We start from the raw sequence: 20,267 nt of genomic DNA on the forward strand, positions 1-20,267 counted from the left end.
TATTTCTCTATTTAAATCACAAAGCTCCCATACCACCATCAACCCGATACTGCACACCTGTAATAAACGCACTTTCATCCGAAGCAAGGAATAGAACGAGATTGGAGATATCCTCGGATTCTCCGTATCTTCCTAATGGAATAGATTTTTCCATGTCTGCTTTCGCTGCTTCAGCTTGTCCTGGTGCGAAGCCTTCTTCTAATGAGCGCATCATTCTTGTGTTCACTGGGGACGGGTGAACGGAATTGACACGTACTTTGTATGGAGCAACTTCTACTGCAGTGGCTTTTGTTAGGCCGACGACTGCGTGTTTAGATGCGATATAAGGTGTTACGTTCGGGCTGCCGCTTAGTCCGGCTACAGAAGAAGTATTGATAACACTTCCGCTTCCTTGTTCCTTCATGACGGCTAACACATGTTTTAGTCCTAAGAATACGCCGCGAACGTTAACGGCAAGAACTTTGTCTAAGTCTTCTACTTTTTGTTCTGTGATTGGAGCTACTTTACCTTCGATTCCTGCGTTGTTAAAGAAGACATCTATTCTGCCGAACTTCTCGACAGTTTTCTTTACATAGTTTTTCACATCTTCCTCTTGGGATACGTCTGCTTGTATAACGATAACTTCTCCGAAGGCTTCTAATTCTGCTTTTGCCTGATTAAGAGGTTCTTGAAATAAATCTACAAGAACTACTTTGGCACCTTCCTCTAAAAAACGTTTTGCTGTTACTTTCCCAATTCCGCCTGCTCCTCCAGTTATAAGGGCTACTTTGTTCGCTAATCTTGACAAAATGATAACCTCCTCTAAAAAATAGCGCTTACAATTTGCTGTGGTAAATATTGTGACAATTGTGTGAATAATAAACCTCTATTTATTATAGGCTAACATGGCGCAAGATCTCTAATGAAAAGCCTTATTTCAATAGTGTTTAAAGGCTTTTTCGGCGTTGGAAATTTTTATTAGGTTAACGGTATGAAAGTAGTTGTCATAAAATCGTCGAATTTTTAAGTCTTTTCTACCTAATGAAGCAGATATAATGGAACTATAAAAGATGCATTTCCACTACTTCTTTATAAGGTTTTGTATTTAGGGGGGAATATTCAATATAGTTTTGAAAAACTTATAGTTTAAGTGTAACAACTATATATGTGATTTATTTCACAATCATATCGATTTTCTAGTCCTTATCTTGGAGGGGAAGACAATGAAAAAGAAATTAGTCATGATTGGAAACGGCATGGCAGGAGTCCGAACTGTTGAAGAAATACTAAAGAGAAATACTGATAGCTTTGATATTACCATTATTGGAGATGAATCTTATCCAAACTATAATCGCATTATGCTTTCAAATGTTTTGCAAGGAAAGACGACGGTCGATGATATTTACATTAATGACTGGAGCTGGTATAAGGAAAATCACATTCACTTAATAACGGGAGAAAAGGTTATTAAGATTGATAGAAATAAAAAAGAACTAGTCACAGATAAAAACCAACTCATTAACTATGATGAGCTAATTATTGCTACAGGATCGAGTGCCTTTATCCTGCCGATTCCCGGAAGTGAATTAGAAGGAGTTATCGGATTTAGGACGATTGAAGATACAGAAAAAATGCTGGAAACAGCTCAAAACTATAAAAAGGCTGTTGTTATTGGCGGTGGCTTATTGGGATTAGAAGCGGCAAGAGGGTTAATTGACCGTGGCATGGATGTCCATGTTGTTCATTTATTGCCGACCTTAATGGAGCAGCAGCTGGATGCAGCAGCAGCGGATCTCTTAAGAAAAGATTTGGAAGCACAAGGTATGAAGTTTTTGATGGAAAAACAAACAGCTGAAATTTATGGAGAGAACCGTGTGCAAGGCTTAACGTTCACAGATGGATCATCTGTTGAATGTGATCTTGTTGTGATGGCTGTCGGGATTCGTCCGAATATTGCAATTGCTAAAGAAGCTGACTTAGAAGTGAACCGCGGAATTATTGTTAATGATTATATGGTAACATCTGATCCTTCTATCTATGCAGTCGGAGAATGTGCGGAACATAACGGGATAGCATATGGATTAGTTGCACCTCTTTATGAGCAAGGTACTGTCTTAGCTGATTATATAACAGGGAGACAGAGTGAGGGCTATCAAGGAAGTGTGCTTTCTACTCAGCTGAAAGTAGCCGGCTGTGACTTATTTTCAGGTGGAAAGATCCATGAAGATGAAAATACGCAAGCAATTATTGTTCATGACCAATTTGCAGGATTATACAAAAAAATCTTAGTAACAGAGAATAAAATCGTGGGGATTGTTCTTTACGGAGACGCTTCAGACGGCAATCGCCTGTTTAATATGCTGAAAAAACAGGCAGACATCAGTGAATACACAAGCTCGTCTGTTTTGAGTAAAGCGGGTCAGGAAAGAGAAGAAGATTTAGTTGCAAGCATGAGTGCGGAAGATACAGTGTGCGGCTGTAACGGGGTAACAAAAGGAACAATCGTCCAATCCATTCTAGAGCAAGGACTAAGCACATTTGAAGAAGTGAAAGGCTGTACAAAAGCAGGCGGATCTTGCGGCAAATGTAAACCAATGGTAGAGAGTATTTTAGCACATACCCTTGGAGACGGTTTTGATGCATCTTTGCAAAAGACAGGAATGTGCAGCTGTACAGCATTAACTCGTGACGAAGTAGTCGCACAAATAAAAGAGAAGCAGCTGAAATCACCGAAGGAAGTGCGAATGGTTCTTGAGTTTGCAAGTGAAGAAGGATGTTCTAAATGTCGTCCAGCTTTGAATTACTATATGCGCATGCTGTTCCCGGAAGAATACGAGGATGATAAAGCATCAAGATTCGTGAATGAAAAGATGGAAGGAAATATTCAAAAAGATGGTACATTTTCTGTTGTCCCTCGGATGTATGGCGGAACAACGACGGCAGACGAATTAATTAAACTGGGCGAAGCAGCGAAAAAGTATAATGTTCCGTTAGTGAAAATTACAGGTGCAAGCCGCATCGGACTGTACGGAGTGAAAAAAGAGGATGTACCACATGTATGGGAAGACTTAGGAATGCGTTCTGGCTATGCTTATTCTAAATCACTTCGAAACGTCAAATCCTGTGTCGGTTCAACATTCTGTCGTTTTGGGACTAAGGACTCTTTAGGGCTTGGCATTAAACTTGAACAAGCGATAGAGATGGTGGATACGCCGCATAAAATGAAGATGGGAGTTACTGGCTGTCCGCGTAACTGTGCTGAAGTGCTGACAAAAGACTTTGGGGTTGTTTGTGTAGAAAATGGCTATCAGCTGTATTTCGGCGGAAATGGAGGCACCGAAGTTCGAGAGTGTGACAGCTTAACTACTGTTAAAACAGAAGAAGAGGTTATAACATTTGCAAAAGCATATGTACAATATTACCGGGAAAATGCGAATTACGGAGAAAGAACAGCTCCATGGGTAGAGCGCACAGGCGCTGATAAGGTGAAAGAAACACTATTAAATGAAGAGAATGTTAAACAGTTTGTAAGCCGTTTTGAAAAGGCGCGATTAACATATAAAGAGGCTTGGTCTTCCATATTGAGTGATGAAACGAAACGAGAAATGTATGAAGTAATTAAAGGATAATCGTTAAGGATAAAAATGGAGGGGGAAGTAAAAATGACAGCAACAAAAGAATGGACGAAAATTATGAAAAAAGCGGATCTGCCAGTTCAAATCGGCAAAGAAGTGCATCTGAAAGGAAAATCAATTGCTTTATTTCATCTTTCTAATGGTGAAGTAAGAGCGATAGAGAACCGCTGCCCACATCAAAACGGCCCTTTGGCAGAGGGTATTGTGTCTGGAGAGTATGTTTTCTGCCCGCTGCATGATTGGAAGATTTCTTTAGTTACAGGGCTCGTGCAAAAACCAGACGAGGGCTGTGTAGAAGTATATGAAACATTAATAAAAGACGACGAAATTTATGTAATGGTGTAAAAAATGAAAACAAACAAGGGGTATGTAGCATTTGTGGGAGCAGGACCTGGAGATATTGGCTTGATTACTGCAAAGGGGATGGAGTGCTTACGGAAAGCGGATGTTGTTTTGTACGACCGTCTCGCCAATCCGCGGCTTTTACGCTTCACAAAGAATGACTGTGTTTTCATATATTGCGGAAAGCTGCCAAATCATCATATTATGCGGCAAGAAAAGATTAATGAAACATTAGTAAGGGAGTCATTAAAGGGAAAATATGTAGTCCGGTTAAAAGGCGGTGATCCTTCTGTTTTTGGCAGAGTCGGCGAAGAAGCAGAAGCAATTGCCAAATACAATATACCGTTTGAGATAGTGCCTGGAATAACAGCAAGCATTGCCGCGAGCATCTATGCAGGCATTCCAGTAACGCACCGCGATTACAGCAATAGTTTTACGATTAGAACAGGGCATAGATGCAAGAAAAATGAAGGTTTAACATCCTTACCTAAGCAGGAAGCGGCAGGAGAAACACTAGCGTACTATATGGGGGTACAAGGCTTGCCGGACATCTGCGAGCAGTTACTATTAGAAGGCTATGCTAGTAATACAAAGGCAGCTGTTATTGAATGGGGGACTTTAGGAAAACAGAGGGTGGTAGAAGGCACGTTAAAGACAATTGTTGAAAAGGTAACGGAAGCAAATGTGAAAAACCCTGCTTTAACGATAGTTGGTGATGTGGTCAAGCTGCGGTCAAGCATTGCTTGGTTTGAGAAAAAACCTTTTTATCAACGAAAGCTGCTGATTGCAGGTGACCAAGAAGAAAGCATCCTTGAAAGGCATTTTACAATCAACGGAGCAGAAGCTTATGCATTTCCTGCTTTACTAACAATCCCTTATTCCTTTTCAAATGAAGAATTGCAAATAGTGATGGAAGCTGAAAGATTAATTTTTGCTTCTCCGGAAGGAATAGATATCTTATTCTCCCAGCTGTTTAAGGCTGGGTATGATATAAGGAATCTTCCGCGGCGGATTGAACATCTGTCTGAAAAAGTCCGTGAAGAGCTGCAAAAAAGAGGAGTGCACAGTAATAAGGCATCCTTTGATAGAAGCAAAGCGGTTTTAATTGGTGACATGCAGGCATTAACTGAAAATACATTTTCGAATAATTTGCTCGTAATACCAAGTCATCATGTGGATATCGATACTAGATTTGATGAGATAAATGAACGATTATTGACAGAAGATGCTTGGGAAACAGTTGTTTTTTCGAATAAACGCTCAATCGATCTCTTTCTGCAAGAATGGAATTATTATACTAAAAGAGATCCTAAGGAATTGTCTTTTGCTGCAATAGGTCAATCAGTAAAAAAATATGCATTACAAATGGGATTCAGGCGTGTAGATGAGAAGGTCCAGCAAGAATTAGATAAAAAAGAATGGATGCGTGATCACGAATGGACGCAATTGTATACATTGGACATGGCAGCATTAAGCCTATAGGAAACAAACAGTTTACAACGTTTGTTGAAGAAGTAAAAAAAGAAGTGAATATACAGGTTCAAGAAGTTGCCTTTTTAGAGCTTGTTTCACCTTCAATTTCTGAAACAATGAAAAAGGTAATTACAGGCGGAGCAAAAGATATTTTAGTAGTTCCTGTTTTGCTGTTTGCGGCAACTCATTTTAAGAGAGATATTCTAGAAGAGCTAGCTAAAATGAAAGTGATATTTCCAGAGGTAAACTTCTATGTTTCTAGACCATTTGATGTTCATCCCAAAATGATAGACTTAGTCATAAAACGAATTCAAGAAAAACGAATCGACAATGAAGGAAGTATTCTAATTGTCGGCAGAGGCAGCAGTGATCCTGAACCAATTCTGAAGCTGTTGGAAATGAGCCATCATATTTACCGCAGATTAGATGCACCTGTCTATACTGCCTTTTTAACTGCTGGTAAGCCGGACTTTGTTAATGAGTTGAATAAACTTCAGCAAGAGTACAGCAAAATTTATATTGTCCCATATCTATTATTTACAGGTATGCTGTTAAAAAGAATGGAAAGTGCTGTTGCGAACAGCCGCCAAGAGGTCATTCTTTGTGATCCGCTGCAATACGATTCACGCCTGAAGCAGGTGCTGTTAGAAAGGATGCAAGAGCAAATAATGGCTGAACGGGGAAATGAAGCAAGATGAGGAGTGTTTAACATGAAAGATGTAATTACAGCTTTTAGTAACACTGCATTAATGAAGACAAATGCACTTAATGCAAACAAAAGTAAGTATATAGTAGGCTCAATGCTTGCTGGTTTTTTCGTTGGATTAGGGATAATTCTTATTTTTACAATTGGCGGTATGCTGGCTCCAGCTGAGTTTGCTGGTACAAAAATTATCATGGGAGTCTCCTTTGGTATTGCTTTGAGCTTAGTGATTATGGCAGGCGCAGATCTTTTTACTGGCAATAATATGGTGATGACAATTGGGATGCTGGAAAATAAAGTGACCTGGAAAGACACGGGCAAAGTATGGGGATTCAGCTATATCGGCAACTTTATCGGCTCTATCCTTGTGGCATTATTATTCAGTTATTCTGGTTTAGCTATTGGCGGTGTAGCTGATTTTGTTACAAGTGGAGCAGCAGCAAAGATGAATGCTCCTTTTATGGAATTGCTTATCCGCGGCATTCTTTGTAATATATTAGTTTGTTTAGCTGTATGGTGCTCCGTCAAGCTCAAGGATGAAACGGCTAAATTAATTATGATATTTTGGTGTCTCTTTGCATTTATCACTTCTGGCTTTGAACATAGCATTGCAAATATGACGTTGCTATCTATTGCGTTAATCATCCCGCATCCTGAGACAGTCTCTTTTGGGGGGATGTTTGCTAATTTGCTGCCAGTAACACTTGGCAATATTATCGGAGGCGCTGTTTTTGTAGGTGCTGCGTATTGGTATAATATTTCAGAAAAGACACAAGCGGTTGTTAAGTCTTTTAAGAAGGAAGCATAATATAATATTATGTGAATTTATTCACAAAAAAATAGGAAGAGGGCAAGTTATCCAATTATAACTTGCCCCTCTTCCTATTTTTTAGCGCCTGCATCTATAAGAATATCTTTTATCTCCGTAAAACCTAGCTCCTTTGCATGTTGAAGGGGAGTAACCCCATTCGAGTCAGGGATGTTAACATCTGCTCCGTGCTTTATTAATAATTGAATTGTTTCCTGTTGATTTTCCCCGCCATCACTAAGCACAATTGCTTCTAGCATAGCTGTCCAGCCAAGATTATTAACATGGTTAACATCTATATCCGTGTTGTCGAGAAGCTCTTTAATAACATCCACATAGCCGTGCTCAGATGCAGGAATTAATGCTGTTCCGCCAAATCTATTTACCAGCTTTGGATCTGCTCCAGCATTTATAGTCAGCTTAACAATTTCTAAATATCCTTCTGCCCCAGCATACAAGAAAGGGTTATTTTTCATATTATCTTGAATATTAACATCAGCACCATTTTCAATCAGAAGCTTTACTGTTTCAGGATCATTGTTGTCAGTAGCAACCATTGCTGCAGTCCGGCCCTCTTGATCGACACTGTTAATATCGATTCCCTTTTCTATGAAACTCGTAATTTCAGATATATTGCCAGTCTCCACTGCTTGAAAAAACTGCTCTTTTTCTTGATTACTCATCGGTTCTTCTGAGTCAGCCTCCTTATGTTTCATCATTGTTTCTTCTGAGTTGTTCTCTTTGTCTTGGTTAGCCGTTTTCTGTTGTTCTGGAGCTGCTTGACAACCAACCAAAATGATTGTGGTTAAAAATAAGATTAATAGAGTTCGCAAAAAGAATTTTCCCTCCTTTATCCTTTGTCGGTATTAGCGGGAAAGAGACCCTGATAGCAATGTTCCTTTATAAAAGACTGCTTCTCTAGTTGCCCGTCTTGCCACTGCTTCAGCACTGCATGATGCTTTAACAAGATTCATATCAGCATCATCTCCAACAATTGGCCAAACTTGTTTGCCTTGCTTATTTAACGGTGTTTTTCCCCCAGTCGCAAACCGCAGTGACTGTGATAAAGACCATTCATCCACATAGCCGTAAAGCTCTGCGAGACGGCCAACCTTTTCTAAATGATCGCCGTTGCCAAACGGGGACCAATGGTCAGTAAGGCTGTCTGTGCCTAGTAATACTGGAACACCTTTCTCTGTTAATAATGGAATAGGCATGATTAATTTACCAATAGGGACTGTTGTAGTCACTGCGATTCCAAGATGAGCAAAGCGCTCGGCCAGTTCAGCAGCTTTTATATCAGGAACACCGGCAAATCCAAAGGCGTGGCTGACGGTTACTTTGTTGTGCAAACCTGCTTGCTCCGTTAAATCAGCCAATCGATTCATTGTAAACAACCCTAAATGGTCTCTGTCATGGATATGGATATCCACCTCTGAATTAGTATCAACGGCCATCTCTATAATCGTATTCAACGATTTTTCTATATTCCCGTCGACTGAATGTGGATCCACTCCGCCAACATGTGTAGCACCATTTGTTAGTGCTTCTTTGACAAGACTCGCTACACCAGAATGAAGCAAACCATGCTGAGGGAAAGCAACAATCTCATGTGAAATCTTTCCCGAGAAGGAAGCAAGAGCTTCTAGTGAAGCTTCTAAATTTTTCAGTCCGATGACAGGATCAATGTTAACATGGGTGCGGACATGGGTTGAACCGAACCCAATCAGTAAATCTAAGATTTTCATTGCTCTTTCTTTGGCAGTCGGCAGCAGTTGAGGCAGCAGTTCTTTTTCCTCTGCAAAGCGATCAAAGATGTTTTTTGCTGGTGTAACAGCTTTCCATGGACCGCCATAATAAGTTTTATCAATGTGAATATGCATTTCTTTAAATGTTGGCAGCATTAGAGATTTTCTTGCATCATACTTGATAACATCATCACTAATGAATGTTGACTCAGGAACAATCTCAGCAAATTTTCCGTTTTCAATGAGAATATGGAAAATGGATGTGTTTGTGCCAGTAACTATATCGTCTTTAAATTGATATCCTGTTTCTAAACGGACATTTTTCAGCCAATAAGAAGAATGTGTCATCTATGAATCATCCTTTCGTAAATCCACCTGCTACTAATTTTCCTTTATACAGAACTGCTGGGCGGTTTGATCTTCTGGCAATTGCTTCAGCAGAGCAGCTTGCTTCTGTAAAGACAATGCTTGCCTCATCGCCGATTTTCGGCCAAACCTGCTTTCCATTTTTGTTCAATGGTGTAATTCCGCCTGTTATAAAACCAAGAGTTTCTGCAAGCTTTTGTTCTGTTGATCTGCCGGAAAGCTGGGCTAATGTGCTGGCTCTCTCTAAAATATCTCCATTGCCAAAGGGCGACCATGAGTCAAAAATATTGTCACAAGCAACTGCAACTTGAACTCCTTTATCATGAAGAAAGCTGACGGGGGGGATGGTTCTGCCAATTGGTACACTAGTAATAATGGAAATGCCAAGTTCAGCAAGCATCTGTGCCATTTCATCAGCTTCCCCTTTAACCATGTCTCCTAATGCAAAAGCATGGCTGATGGCCACTCGTCCATGCCAGCCGGCCTCTTCTGTCAGTTTTGCCAGCCTTCTAATTGTCGCTAACCCAAGCTGACCAGGATCATGTAAATGCAAATCAATACCTACATTTTCTTCCACAGCAATATCCATCATCTGCTGTAAGGATTTTTCCATATTTCCATCAACATTGGCAGGGTCAACACCACCCACTAAGCCTGCTCCATTGCGGACAGCATCTCTTACTAAATCTGCGCAGTTATTCAATAGCAAGCCATGCTGTGGAAAAGCAACAATCTCGTAAGATAATTTCCCTTCATATTCTGCAAGTGCTTCCTGAACCTCAAAGAAGTTTTTTAGGCCTGCTTCTTGATAGATATCCACATGTGTGCGAATATGTGTAGAACCAGCTTGTAGCAGAACTTCAATAAGTGCTTGAGCCCTTTCTTTTGTTGTCGTTGGAAGGGTGGGCAACACGTTTTTTTCAAGTTCAAACCGTTCAAAAATGCTTGAAACAGGTGTAACTGCACGCCATTTATCTCCAAGTAATGTCTTGTCTAAATGAACATGCTTTTCAACAAAGGAGGGTAAAGCTAATAAATTATGAACATCTTTTTTTGGTAAATGATCGTCCAGCAACGTATCAGCAGAGATGATGTTGGCGATTTTGCCATTTTCGACAAACAGGTGGCAGTTTTCCGTTATTGTGCCAATAATCGCCCCATGTTCATAGCGATAACCTTTTTCTAAACATACATTTGTTAGCCAGTAGGATGAAGACATTGTGTCACCACTTTCTTTGTGATAATTAGTTAAGGAGAAATAAGTTATACATAGTTGTTTACAGTAATCATAACGAACTAAAAATGCATATTCAAGCAAAAAAACTTAAATAAAATGCAATATTTTGCAAATTGACTTAAAAAAACTTATAATAAAAGAACGAGGTGAAATAATGTTACAAGATGAAAGACTCGAAGCAATTGTCCAATATTTACATGTAAATGAGAGAGTTGATATAGAAACAATCTGTGAAATGAATCATGTATCTAAAGATACAGCACGAAGAGATTTAATACTGCTAGAAGAAGCAAAAAAAGTAATTAGAATCAGAGGCGGAGCAAAAAGAGCACAATTATCCAACGAGGTTTATAATTTCGATGAGCGTGCAGAAATGGCACTAAAAGCAAAAAATGAGATTGGCAAACTAGCAGCCACATTGATTCATGATGGAGACCATCTTATTTTGGACGCATCAACAACAGTACTCGCTTTAACAAAATACTTAACAAGCCAGAACCATAATATTGTAACGAACTCAATGGATGTGGCCAATGAATTATTAGTAAGAGAAAACATCCGCATTAACCTGTTAGGCGGAACTCTGTCAAAGAATCACCGTGCTATATACGGATCACGGGCAATGAAAGATATTCAAGACTATAAAGTGAACAAATGCTTTATCGGAACTTGCGGTATATCTGAAACTGGTCTGTCTACATCTATTGAAGAGGAAGGTCTTCTTAACCGTGAAATGGTAAAGTGTGCTGATACAGTTATTGTCCTTGTAGACTCTACGAAGTTTAATAAAACCTTTTTTCAAAAAGTATGCGGCTTAGAAGACATCGACATAGTCATTACGGAAAAAGAAATACCGAAAAATATGCTTGAACTGCTAGAAAAGCATAATATCCAAGTAATCGCTGCTCCTGACGAGCTCGGAAGGTAAAAAAAACGAAAACTTTTTAAATTCCAGTTGTTTTCCATTTTAGTACATTATACGATGTGTTCAGACATCGATGTACTTTAATTGGAAAGGGATATGAAATGAAACTTAGAATCGAAAACATGCCGTCTTGCCTAGTAGCCTATATGAGACAAATTGGTCCGTATGGACGTAGAAACGAACAATTAATGAAGAAGTTCAAAGGCTGGCTGAAGGCTAATAACTTACTGAATCAGAAATCTAGCATTCTCGGTATTGCCCAAGACAATCCACTGTTAACTGCACCACAAGATTGCCGATACGACACATGCTTAATTGTCCCACAAGGGTTTGTAACAGATAGGGAGGAAGTCAAAACTGGGCATATGAGTGGAGGGAAGTACGCAGTCTTTAAAATTGCCCACACTGCAGAAGCTGTTCAAAAGGCTTGGGTTGAATTTCCTTTAGTATTAGATGAACAAGGGTTAAAGCATGATGAAACGAGGCCTGTGTTGGAGAGGTACAGCCTTGAGCTTGTTGAGGAGCATTATTGTGAGTTGTGTGTTCCGATTCGGTGAGGGTGGCAGAAGCATATAATCTTCCCGTAATTATTGTTTATCTCTGGAGTCTATTAAAGGGATAACGGGATTACCCCAATAAATCATTTATTGGGGTTTTAAAATTGCCCTTTCAACTAATAATAGAGGATGAAAAACTTTTCAAGACTCTGCATTTTGAATAGGAAAAATTATAAGAAATACGGAATTAATAATAGCAGTCTCATTTTTAATATACCTAGGAGGAAACCATGGGAAGATTAGTACATTTCGAGATTCATGTAAGTGATATGGAGCGGGCAAAGAAGTTTTATGGAGAGGTCTTCGGCTGGACGTTTCAGGATTGGACGGGATATGCAGGAATGCCTTACTTTGGAGCAGTAACAGGGACAGAGGAAGAGCCGGGAATAAATGGAGCACTAGTGCAGCGGCAAGGTTCAGCTCCTGAAGGAAATCAAGCTTTAAACGGCTTTGCCTGTACGATGGGAGTAGCAGATTACAATCATACTGAAGCAATCATTCTCGAAAATGGCGGCGCGGTTGCTTTGCCGAAATACGCCCTGCCTGGAATGGCTTGGCAAGGCTATTATAAGGATACAGAGGGGAATGTTTTTGGGCTTCATCAGCCAGATGAAAATGCAAAATAAAAAATAAAAATTGCTGCTCCAATAAGGCGGATAGAGGTAACTTTATTTGCTTTATGGGGTTTTTTATTGGTGTGAATTTTTGGAGCTTCATTAATGGGTTGCTGCTTTTCAAAAATGGGACATAGCAGCTCGGGATTCGATGGTGAATTTAGGTAGTGGATATTACTAAGTGGCAGGACAAGTAATTTTTAACATTTAGTCAGAATAGCTAAGCTTAAAAAATATGTAATAAAAAAAGGCAACGAACTAGCCGTTGCCTTCATCTGTTGCCTATCTGCTCCCAACCTCATCTGTCACCTTTAACACCACATTATCACGCGATGCAGCACCGAGTCGGTCAAAGCTGCCGTATTTCTCTCTCACCAATAATAGGACAGCTCCTCCAAGAATGCTCGGAATCGCAAAAGCCATAAAGGCGCTTTTCGGTTCGAGATTTGTTGCCAGCAGCAGGCCGATAACGGTCGGGGCAAGAATGGAGCCAATCCGGCCGAATCCTACTGTTATGCCGACTCCTGTAGAGCGGATTTCCTTCGGATAAAACTCAGAAATATACGGGTTTGCCAGGTTTTGGGTTCCGCCTGTGCAAGCTCCTCCTAGTGCGATTAATACGTACAGCAGGATTACATTTGATGTCAGGCTTAATGCAACGAAGCAGACTGCGCCGATCAGCAGCATGGATACTAACACATTGCGATGGCCGATTTTGTCAACGAGATAGCCGCCAAGCAATGAGCCGATAATTTGGCCGACACTTAACACAAGTGTGAAGGAAAGGGCGGATGTTAAGCCATAGCCGGATTCCTGCATGATTTTTGGCAGCCATGTGTTTAGGCCTGATACCATTAAGAGACTGCAGACTACGAAAATCCAGAAAGCGAATGTGCTGATTGCACGGCCGTTTGAGAACAGCTTTTTGATTGGTGCGCCGCTTTCGGCTTCTTTTCCTGTTGTACTTACATAGTTATCTGTTGATTGATAATTGCCGTTTGGGTCTACTTGATTCAAGATGTTTGCTACTTTGTCATTTTGCTTGCGCAATAAGTAGTACGATACTGATTCAGGGAATTTCTTCATGAAAATTGGCAATGTGAATAATGGCAGAATGCCAAGCCAATATAATATTCTCCAGCCGAAGTCCTCCAGCAAGTACATGCCCAGCAGCGATGCTAAAATTCCTCCGACAGAATAACCGCAGTACATTGTTGCAACAATTAATGCTCTATTTTTCTTAGGGGAATAGTCGGTCATCATAGCGATAACATTTGGCATCAGTCCGCCCATTCCGATTGATGCGATGAATCTCATGATTGTAAAGATAGTAACCGAAGGTGCCAATCCAGAACCAAGTGTAAATACACTGAACAGGAACATACAGATTGCCAGCACCTTTTTCCGGCCGATAATATCAGCTACAGGACCGAGAATGAAGGAACCGAGCATCATTCCGACAAGGGTATAGCTCCCGACAGCTCCTGCTTCGACAGGTGTCAGGTTAAAATCCTCCATCATTAATGGCAGGCCAACACCGTACATGGCTATATCAAAACCATCAAATGCAATTGCGTATACACACCATAAATAAACTAATAAATGAAAGCGATTGAACTTGCTTGCCGCAATTACATCAGACGGGTTGATGCTGCGTGTTTTAAGCGTAGTTGATTTTGTTGTCATTCTTTGTTCTCCTTGTTATGTAAGATTGTGCTTGTATAATAGCATGTTAAAGCAAGTATAGAGTAACTGTTAATTTAGATAAGTGGATATAGCGAAAAGCTATAGCGAAGCAATGGATTTTACATAGTCTGGATATGGTAAGGCTTTCAATTCACCCCTAACAAAACGGGTATTTTTGCTAGGTACTCCTTTCTGGTTATAAACCTGTTTTTCTAGTACTATATTATTAAGTAGATAGCTAAATGAAAAGATTTGAGGTACTTTACCGTATGAATAAGGAGTTTACAATTAATGCCGAGGTTTGTTTCTCTAAAGAGGAGCAAAAGGCGTCTCTATATTTTCAGGAGCTTTATGGGCAGGTTGCAAAAAAGGCTTTTATTCCTATCCTCACTAATGATATTCAACAATGGAAGCATAATCATATTCACCATCCTTCTCTTTTCTCCTTTTTTTCAAGAAGCAAGGGCAAACAATCACCGTCAGGATATCAGCCCTATATTCAGTGGCTTAAGCACACAGGCAAGCTTGATAATTATCTCGATCGGAGCATTTCCTACCTCTATATGAGGGACTTGGGCAAATCTTTAGAATCACAGGCAACGCTTAGAGGCATAAGACGCTCTGTTGAAAGTTTAAAAAAGCATCTCACTGGCAGTAATGAGAAAAAAATCGGGGTATTCAGCATGGCTGGCTTATACCGGTTTGCGGAAAAGGAAGGAATAGAACCGACAATGATTTGGCTTATGGCTAAGCTTGAGTCCGTCTCCATTCATATTCCAGAGGGAATGGATGCAGCAAATGCACAGCGCAAGCTCATCAAAATTATTGCTGGTGTTATCATGCATGTTCTTGACGATTTGCCTGAAGATACTGCTCAGGCTGTCCGCTCCCAAAGACTTGGAGAAGCAATTAGGCTTGGTTACTCTTATGGCTTAACTTATCCGTTTATTGATGACCTTTTCGATGCGAAGATATTGTCGCCAGATGAGGAAAGACGATATGCAGGTTTAATCCGTACGGCACTGACAACAGGCAGTGTGCCTGAATTAGGTGACTGGTCTGGTGCCAATGCAGAATTGATTGCTTATGTTCATACTGAACTGCGGGAAGCATTTGAATATATTAAGACCAATCAGCGTGAAGAAACGATTCAGCCATTTTTAGAGCAGGCATATGTGTTTTTCCATTCACAGGAGATTGATCGTGACAAGGACCTTTCCAACAGCGAATATACAAATGAAGAGTTGTTTATTCCAGTCATCTTAAAATCTGCGTCTTCACGGCTGATTGTCAGGTCTGTGATTAGTGCGGAGCTTGAAGAAGGCTTTGAAAAGCGGTCGTTTTTCTATGGTATATACAATCAGCTTGCAGATGATTTTGCTGATATGTTTGATGACTGGCAGGAAGGAGCTGTGACTCCGTATACGTATTATATGAAGCATCATACTGTACGCCCTGACTTAGTCAATCCGTATGAATTATATTGGACAGTGATATCCCATTTGATTCACAACGTCTATCATTCAGATAAAAAGACATGTGAGGTCATATTAGACAGGGCCATTAATGGCTTGAAACGGTTTAAGAAAAAGTGGGGCAATGATAAATATAATGAAACAATGGAGCTTTTTGCCTCTCGTATGCCAGAGTTTAATCGTCTCATTCAAAAGATGGTCAGGAAGGCTGATGATGTTGATTTCTTTGATAAGCTTTTAAGAGATCATATGGTTGAAAATCTCCAAAGCGATAAGAGGGAGCGGGAGGAGTTTTTTGAAAAGGTTAAAGAGGTCCGAGGTCAAATTAACAGCGCACTTGCGATTACAAAATCAGCTGACGGTCCGCATCATGAGCCTCTTACTGATGGGGCGAACTACAGTCTTATTGGCGATGGTAAACGGTTAAGACCAATTATGACATGGTTTATGGGCACACAAGGCTATGGCTTGGACGATAAAGCACTGATGCCACTATTGCGTTCCTTGGAATATATGCATACAGCATCATTGATTTTTGATGATCTGCCGTCACAGGATAATGCCAATATTCGCAGAGGGAAGGAAACATTGCATCAAGTTGCTAATACGGCGGTTGCTGAATTGACGGGCCTTTTTCTGACACAAAAGGCAGTTGAGGAGCAGACCTCAATCGACTCCTTCGATTCGCGGGCAGTACTGCAGCTGATTAAATATTCATCTCAACGAACGGCGGATATGTGTAAAGGTCAGGCGATGGATCTTGACTCGAAAGGTAGACAGCTGACTCTTGCGGAATTGAACAAAAAGAGTTTTTACAAAACAGGCATGGCATTTGAGGTTTGTTTATTGATGCCGGCTATACTTGCACAAGCAAGTGAAGCGGAAATGGACATTTGGAAAAAATTCTCCTACCATGCAGGCATCGCTTTTCAAATTAAGGATGATCTCCTTGATGTGGAAGGTAATACTAGCTTGCTTGGCAAACAGGCTGGCATTGATGCAGACAACAACCAGACAACGTTTGTATCTATACTCGGGATTGAAGGAGCGAAAAAAGCAATGTGGGAGCATTATTGCCTTGCTGTGGAGTCATTAGAACAGGCCCCCCGAAATCCGGCTTTCCTAAAGCACTTATTAGACTACTTTGTAAATAGAGATCGTTAAAGGCTGCAAAGCACTCTTCCAAGAGTGCTTTTTTTGAACCTATTTTTAAAAAATTAGTCGAAAAACTATAGGAATACGCTTACAAAACAGTAGAGGTGAACATATGATGTATTAATAATAAAAGGAAGGGGGAATAAATGATGTTTCCTGAAGCTCTTCCTTCTTTAGTTTGGATACTCTACTATTTATTTATTGTGCTGACAATGCGTCATTAAAGCCAAGGACAACCTTTTCTTAGGCGGGTAAGAGCCCGCCTATTTTATTTGCATGTAAATAAGCGCCTAAATCTTTGCAGAAGATATATAATATAAGAATATATACGTTAAATAATTTAAGCATTCATATACATATTAGGAGGTAGTTTTGTGGCAGAGATAAAATTTGAAATCACCGAGCATATTACAGTCCTGTCTGAATCGCCGAAAGGCTGGACGAAAGAGCTGAATCTAATTAGCTGGAATGGACGGGAACCGAAGTACGATATTCGGGACTGGGCTCCAAATCATGAGAAAATGGGCAAGGGGGTTACCCTTGATTTGGACGAGGTATTGAAACTGAAAAAGGCTTTACAGGATTCAGAGTTATAATATTATGTAAGGGAAATGTACAGACAGCTCTGTACATTTTTTTTACACGAAAAATTTTCACAAAATAGTCGAAAAGCTTCTAAAGGTAGGCAGAGTAACCATTGCAGCAGCCTTTTCTTCGTGAAACATAAATTTCGGGAATGAAAGTAATTCCTATATATGTTATTATTGAGAATATTGAAACTACTCATCGGATATACTCTGATGCAGCTTAGGAGCGCGAACGGCATGTTAAGGTGGAAGCGTAATTTGCTTGTTTTATGGGTCGGAGTGTTTTTTACGGCAGCGAGTTTTTATATGGTCATCCCGTTTTTGCCGATTTTCCTGCTGGAGATTAATGTTCATGACCATACAGAATTATGGGCAGGCATTTTGTTCAGTTCGGCTTTTTTTGCAGGAGCGCTTTCCTCGCCGTTTTGGGGCAGGATAGCAGATAAGTATGGCAGAAAGCCAATGATAGTCAGAGCAGGCTTCGTTTTATTTATTATCTACACATTAGCTGCTTTTGTGACTAACCCATATGAGTTATTGGTTTTACGAATATTGCAAGGGCTTCTTTCCGGCTTTATTCCAGGGGCAATTGCTTTAGTCGGGACGAATACACCGACAGAGAAAGTAGGTTACGCTTTATCGATGATCTCCACCGCAAGTGCTACAGGAGGAATAGTCGGTCCGCTGCTTGGCGGACTGCTTTCAGAGCTAGTCGGCAACAGGCTGGCATTTGCGAGTGCTGGGTTCATTGTTTTCCTTGCAACATTCCTGATTATATTTTTTGTGAAGGAAGAGAATTTCAAGCCTAGCAAGGAAAAGGGCTCTGTCAAAAATGACATTAAGGTTGCGTGGTCAAACCGTCCGCTTATGCTTGTCATGCTGTTGACGGTCGTCACTTCTTGCTCAATCCTTTCGATTGAACCTATTTTGCCGCTGTACATTGTTGATCTTGGCGGCTCTAAAGAAAATGCTTCTTTGCTTGCGGGGGTTGTTTTCTCTTTGCCTGGGATAGCTAGTGTATTGTTTGCTCCGTACTGGGGGAAATGGGCTGATAAGATCGGCTTCAACAGAATATTATTTATCGGCCTCCTTGGAGGCGGATTAGGCACATTTTCGCAAATCATTTTCCAAGATATTTGGGGTTTTTCCATTACCCGCTTTATCTTCGGCATTTTCTTCTGCGCCGTTTTCCCTGCATTGAACGGTCTTGTCGTTAGATCAACTTCAGAGGATTTCCGCGGCAGAGCTTTTGGTTTGAACCAGACGGCCAACCAAATTGGCGGTATGATTGGTCCAATGGTTGGTGGATTTTTAGGAGGTATTTTCCCTGCATATAGTGTTTTCATTTTGACAGGGGTTATGCTTCTGGCAGCAGCAGCGATTGCTTATCAGAAGGATGACAGCCTAAAGCAGACTGTATTTAAAAAAGTCATGCAAGGTAAAGGATAATCGCACCCACTGCTTATGCTGTACATAATAATAAAATTTGTTACGTACAATAAGCTTTGGGGGTGAAGATTATGACTACAAAAAAACGTGATAAGCAAGAAGACATAAAAGGGAACTTTTCAAAAGCTTACGACCATGAATTCGCAAATGAACCATTGTCTGCAGCAGAAAAGCTTAATAATAAGAAAACAAAAAAACGTCAATAACAAAACGGGCCGCTGTTTGCCGGCCCGTTTTGCTTTTACCAAATAACTTCTACCCACTCAGGGTGATCAATAAATGGATTGCGGTTATGCTGATAATCTTGATAAATTACTTCATTCCTGTTTCTTTCAAAATCGTCAACAGGATCAAGTTCGTTCCAGCGCTTCAATGTGGACAGTTTGCCATGGAGCGGGGCAGAACCGTTATTCACACTTTCTGTTACCTCTAAGTCAAGTTCGCCGCTATCACCTTCATAGCGCACAGCCATATAAAATATCATACGTGCAATGTCGCCTTTAACTTCATCCCGCGGTTCCCAAGAATCGCTGTCAGCATATGTATCTGGCGCTTCTTTTTGGGCAGTTCCTCCATCATCAAAATCCTTGTTGCCACGTGATGAATTAACGGAAACATCAGTAGGTCGCAAGTGATGCAGATCTGTTCCTGCTCCCATTGCTGTGCCAAAGTCACCATGGGATTTCGCCCATACATGCTCTCTGTTCCATGAATCGACACCGCTGCCGTTAGTCGTTTTGCTTTGCGATCTGCCTGTATAAAGCAGAATGACGTTATTGCTGTTGTTAGGGTCTTCATCTGTATGACGCAGCGCATCCCAAACCGCGCTGTAGGAAAGCTCTGTATGATCATCAATAATCTCATGTAAAGCAGTTTTTAAAGCTTCGCCAGTTTTACCTGAGGCACTGTTATAGTAACCTTCATAGTTCTCAGAAGGTGTAGGTGTGCTTCCTGTATCTTCTTCAGGCTCTTCGGGCAATTCCCCTGCAGCACTTATTGACATAGCTGTTACATTTTTTAAACCAGGATGAGAGAAGTAGGCGGCAGTGCTGCCAGTCACTTTTATTTTCGTGCCAATTAATTCTGGATTCGTTTTTAGTCCAAAGCTTCCTCGAAAGGAGGAGGGAATTTGAACATAAAGCATGGAGCCAGTTGCTTTCTCTGCTGGACTGTCTGCGAGTGCTAGGGCATAATCGTCAGAGAAGCTGCTCGTCTGAATGGAGGAAGCTGAAATGGGCTTTCCGACTATGTAACCTTCTACTGTCTGAACTGACCCGTTTTGAGTTTTAATTGCATTCGTTACGGAAAGAGTGGCTGCTCTCGGTGAAACTGTGAAATAAGACGACACCGCTATAGCAGCGATTACTGCAAGCAAAACAAAAATTTTTGAGCTTTTTTTCATTTTCTGCCTCCCATACAAAAATTAAATGCTCTTATAAAATAACATGTTTATATGGAGTAAGTTGTAGAAAAGTGTAAAGAATTTGCTATTATAAATTAATTTAGTAAATTATTTGAAAATTTACAG

The 20,267-nt window shown here is 40.5% G+C and carries 18 protein-coding genes; 12 read left to right on the forward strand and 6 right to left on the reverse strand.

Annotation, left to right across the window (positions count from 1 at the left end; all coding sequences use genetic code 11):
• Positions 1-16 precede the first annotated feature (16 nt).
• Entirely contained in the window at positions 17-787 is a 771-nt protein-coding gene (locus MKX82_RS02835; protein WP_233316334.1) for an SDR family NAD(P)-dependent oxidoreductase, read from the reverse strand.
• Positions 788-1,202: 415 nt separating this feature from the next.
• Here MKX82_RS02835 and nirB point away from each other — a divergent pair, with 415 nt between their 5' ends.
• From nirB to MKX82_RS02860, 5 genes are read left to right on the forward strand one after another with little or no spacing between them, the layout of a single operon-like run.
• Positions 1,203-3,608, forward strand: a complete 2,406-nt coding sequence (gene nirB / locus MKX82_RS02840; protein ID WP_341074894.1) for a nitrite reductase large subunit NirB — start codon at positions 1,203-1,205, stop codon at positions 3,606-3,608.
• 33 nt (positions 3,609-3,641) lie between these two features.
• The gene (gene nirD, locus MKX82_RS02845; RefSeq protein WP_233316336.1) at positions 3,642-3,959 is read left to right on the forward strand and encodes a nitrite reductase small subunit NirD; all 318 of its coding nucleotides are present in this window, start codon (positions 3,642-3,644) and stop codon (positions 3,957-3,959) included.
• A gap of 3 nt (positions 3,960-3,962) precedes the next feature.
• Complete coding sequence (cobA, locus tag MKX82_RS02850) at positions 3,963-5,438, forward strand: uroporphyrinogen-III C-methyltransferase (RefSeq protein ID WP_341074896.1); 1,476 nt, start codon at positions 3,963-3,965, stop codon at positions 5,436-5,438.
• A complete protein-coding gene (locus MKX82_RS02855; protein ID WP_341074897.1) occupies positions 5,393-6,127 on the forward strand; it encodes a sirohydrochlorin chelatase in 735 nt (244 codons plus the stop codon). The genes cobA and MKX82_RS02855 overlap by 46 nt, the downstream gene beginning before the upstream one ends.
• A gap of 12 nt (positions 6,128-6,139) precedes the next feature.
• The gene (locus MKX82_RS02860) at positions 6,140-6,940 is read left to right on the forward strand and encodes a formate/nitrite transporter family protein (protein WP_233316339.1); all 801 of its coding nucleotides are present in this window, start codon (positions 6,140-6,142) and stop codon (positions 6,938-6,940) included.
• A gap of 74 nt (positions 6,941-7,014) precedes the next feature.
• Here MKX82_RS02860 and MKX82_RS02865 read toward each other — a convergent pair whose 3' ends face one another.
• From MKX82_RS02865 to MKX82_RS02875, 3 genes are read right to left on the reverse strand one after another with little or no spacing between them, the layout of a single operon-like run.
• Positions 7,015-7,773, reverse strand: coding sequence for an ankyrin repeat domain-containing protein (locus tag MKX82_RS02865; protein WP_445738824.1), 759 nt, complete (start codon positions 7,771-7,773; stop codon positions 7,015-7,017).
• A gap of 33 nt (positions 7,774-7,806) precedes the next feature.
• Positions 7,807-9,036 (reverse strand): amidohydrolase family protein, encoded by a 1,230-nt coding sequence (locus MKX82_RS02870; protein ID WP_341074901.1) that lies wholly within the window; start codon positions 9,034-9,036, stop codon positions 7,807-7,809.
• A 7-nt stretch (positions 9,037-9,043) separates the two neighbouring features.
• Positions 9,044-10,273, reverse strand: a complete 1,230-nt coding sequence (locus MKX82_RS02875; RefSeq protein ID WP_341074903.1) for an amidohydrolase — start codon at positions 10,271-10,273, stop codon at positions 9,044-9,046.
• A gap of 172 nt (positions 10,274-10,445) precedes the next feature.
• Here MKX82_RS02875 and MKX82_RS02880 point away from each other — a divergent pair, with 172 nt between their 5' ends.
• The 3 genes from MKX82_RS02880 (at position 10,446) to MKX82_RS02890 (ending at position 12,399) form a co-directional block, all read left to right on the forward strand.
• A complete protein-coding gene (locus tag MKX82_RS02880) occupies positions 10,446-11,219 on the forward strand; it encodes a DeoR/GlpR family DNA-binding transcription regulator (RefSeq protein WP_341074905.1) in 774 nt (257 codons plus the stop codon).
• Between the two features lie 98 nt (positions 11,220-11,317).
• On the forward strand, positions 11,318-11,773 hold the full coding sequence (locus MKX82_RS02885) for an AraC family transcriptional regulator (protein WP_237940705.1): 456 nt from the start codon (positions 11,318-11,320) through the stop codon (positions 11,771-11,773).
• 230 nt (positions 11,774-12,003) lie between these two features.
• The gene (locus MKX82_RS02890) at positions 12,004-12,399 is read left to right on the forward strand and encodes a VOC family protein (RefSeq protein WP_341074908.1); all 396 of its coding nucleotides are present in this window, start codon (positions 12,004-12,006) and stop codon (positions 12,397-12,399) included.
• Between the two features lie 270 nt (positions 12,400-12,669).
• Here MKX82_RS02890 and MKX82_RS02895 read toward each other — a convergent pair whose 3' ends face one another.
• Positions 12,670-14,073, reverse strand: coding sequence for an MFS transporter (locus tag MKX82_RS02895; protein ID WP_233316345.1), 1,404 nt, complete (start codon positions 14,071-14,073; stop codon positions 12,670-12,672).
• A gap of 269 nt (positions 14,074-14,342) precedes the next feature.
• Here MKX82_RS02895 and MKX82_RS02900 point away from each other — a divergent pair, with 269 nt between their 5' ends.
• The 4 genes from MKX82_RS02900 to sspO all read left to right on the forward strand — a co-directional run bounded on the left by MKX82_RS02900 (position 14,343) and on the right by sspO (position 18,945).
• A complete protein-coding gene (locus MKX82_RS02900) occupies positions 14,343-16,712 on the forward strand; it encodes a polyprenyl synthetase family protein (protein ID WP_341079374.1) in 2,370 nt (789 codons plus the stop codon).
• A gap of 365 nt (positions 16,713-17,077) precedes the next feature.
• Positions 17,078-17,299 carry a YdbC family protein gene (locus MKX82_RS02905; protein ID WP_233316346.1) on the forward strand — a complete coding sequence of 74 codons (222 nt, stop codon included), beginning with the start codon at positions 17,078-17,080 and terminating at the stop codon, positions 17,297-17,299.
• A 228-nt stretch (positions 17,300-17,527) separates the two neighbouring features.
• A complete protein-coding gene (locus MKX82_RS02910) occupies positions 17,528-18,739 on the forward strand; it encodes an MFS transporter (RefSeq protein WP_341074913.1) in 1,212 nt (403 codons plus the stop codon).
• Positions 18,740-18,810: 71 nt separating this feature from the next.
• Entirely contained in the window at positions 18,811-18,945 is a 135-nt protein-coding gene (sspO, locus tag MKX82_RS02915) for a small acid-soluble spore protein O (protein WP_233316348.1), read from the forward strand.
• A gap of 35 nt (positions 18,946-18,980) precedes the next feature.
• Here sspO and MKX82_RS02920 read toward each other — a convergent pair whose 3' ends face one another.
• The gene (locus MKX82_RS02920) at positions 18,981-20,141 is read right to left on the reverse strand and encodes an endonuclease (protein ID WP_251646404.1); all 1,161 of its coding nucleotides are present in this window, start codon (positions 20,139-20,141) and stop codon (positions 18,981-18,983) included.
• Positions 20,142-20,267 lie beyond the last annotated feature (126 nt).

This window comes from Niallia sp. FSL R7-0271 (genome assembly GCF_038005785.1).
Taxonomy (GTDB): domain Bacteria; phylum Bacillota; class Bacilli; order Bacillales; family Cytobacillaceae; genus Niallia.

Bases quoted from the DNA above. Each gene is read 5' to 3' on its own strand.
- MKX82_RS02900 (WP_341079374.1), top strand. From the start codon at position 14,343: ATGAATAAGGAGTTTACAATTAATGCCGAGGTTTGTTTCTCTAAAGAG.
- MKX82_RS02880 (WP_341074905.1), top strand. From the start codon at position 10,446: ATGTTACAAGATGAAAGACTCGAAGCAATTGTCCAATATTTACATGTA.
- MKX82_RS02870 (WP_341074901.1), bottom strand. From the start codon at position 9,036: ATGACACATTCTTCTTATTGGCTGAAAAATGTCCGTTTAGAAACAGGA.
- nirD (WP_233316336.1), top strand. From the start codon at position 3,642: ATGACAGCAACAAAAGAATGGACGAAAATTATGAAAAAAGCGGATCTG.
- MKX82_RS02890 (WP_341074908.1), top strand. From the start codon at position 12,004: ATGGGAAGATTAGTACATTTCGAGATTCATGTAAGTGATATGGAGCGG.
- nirB (WP_341074894.1), top strand. From the start codon at position 1,203: ATGAAAAAGAAATTAGTCATGATTGGAAACGGCATGGCAGGAGTCCGA.
- MKX82_RS02860 (WP_233316339.1), top strand. From the start codon at position 6,140: ATGAAAGATGTAATTACAGCTTTTAGTAACACTGCATTAATGAAGACA.
- sspO (WP_233316348.1), top strand. From the start codon at position 18,811: ATGACTACAAAAAAACGTGATAAGCAAGAAGACATAAAAGGGAACTTT.
- MKX82_RS02875 (WP_341074903.1), bottom strand. From the start codon at position 10,273: ATGTCTTCATCCTACTGGCTAACAAATGTATGTTTAGAAAAAGGTTAT.
- cobA (WP_341074896.1), top strand. From the start codon at position 3,963: ATGAAAACAAACAAGGGGTATGTAGCATTTGTGGGAGCAGGACCTGGA.
- MKX82_RS02855 (WP_341074897.1), top strand. From the start codon at position 5,393: ATGGACGCAATTGTATACATTGGACATGGCAGCATTAAGCCTATAGGA.
- MKX82_RS02895 (WP_233316345.1), bottom strand. From the start codon at position 14,073: ATGACAACAAAATCAACTACGCTTAAAACACGCAGCATCAACCCGTCT.
- MKX82_RS02910 (WP_341074913.1), top strand. From the start codon at position 17,528: ATGTTAAGGTGGAAGCGTAATTTGCTTGTTTTATGGGTCGGAGTGTTT.
- MKX82_RS02885 (WP_237940705.1), top strand. From the start codon at position 11,318: ATGAAACTTAGAATCGAAAACATGCCGTCTTGCCTAGTAGCCTATATG.
- MKX82_RS02920 (WP_251646404.1), bottom strand. From the start codon at position 20,141: ATGAAAAAAAGCTCAAAAATTTTTGTTTTGCTTGCAGTAATCGCTGCT.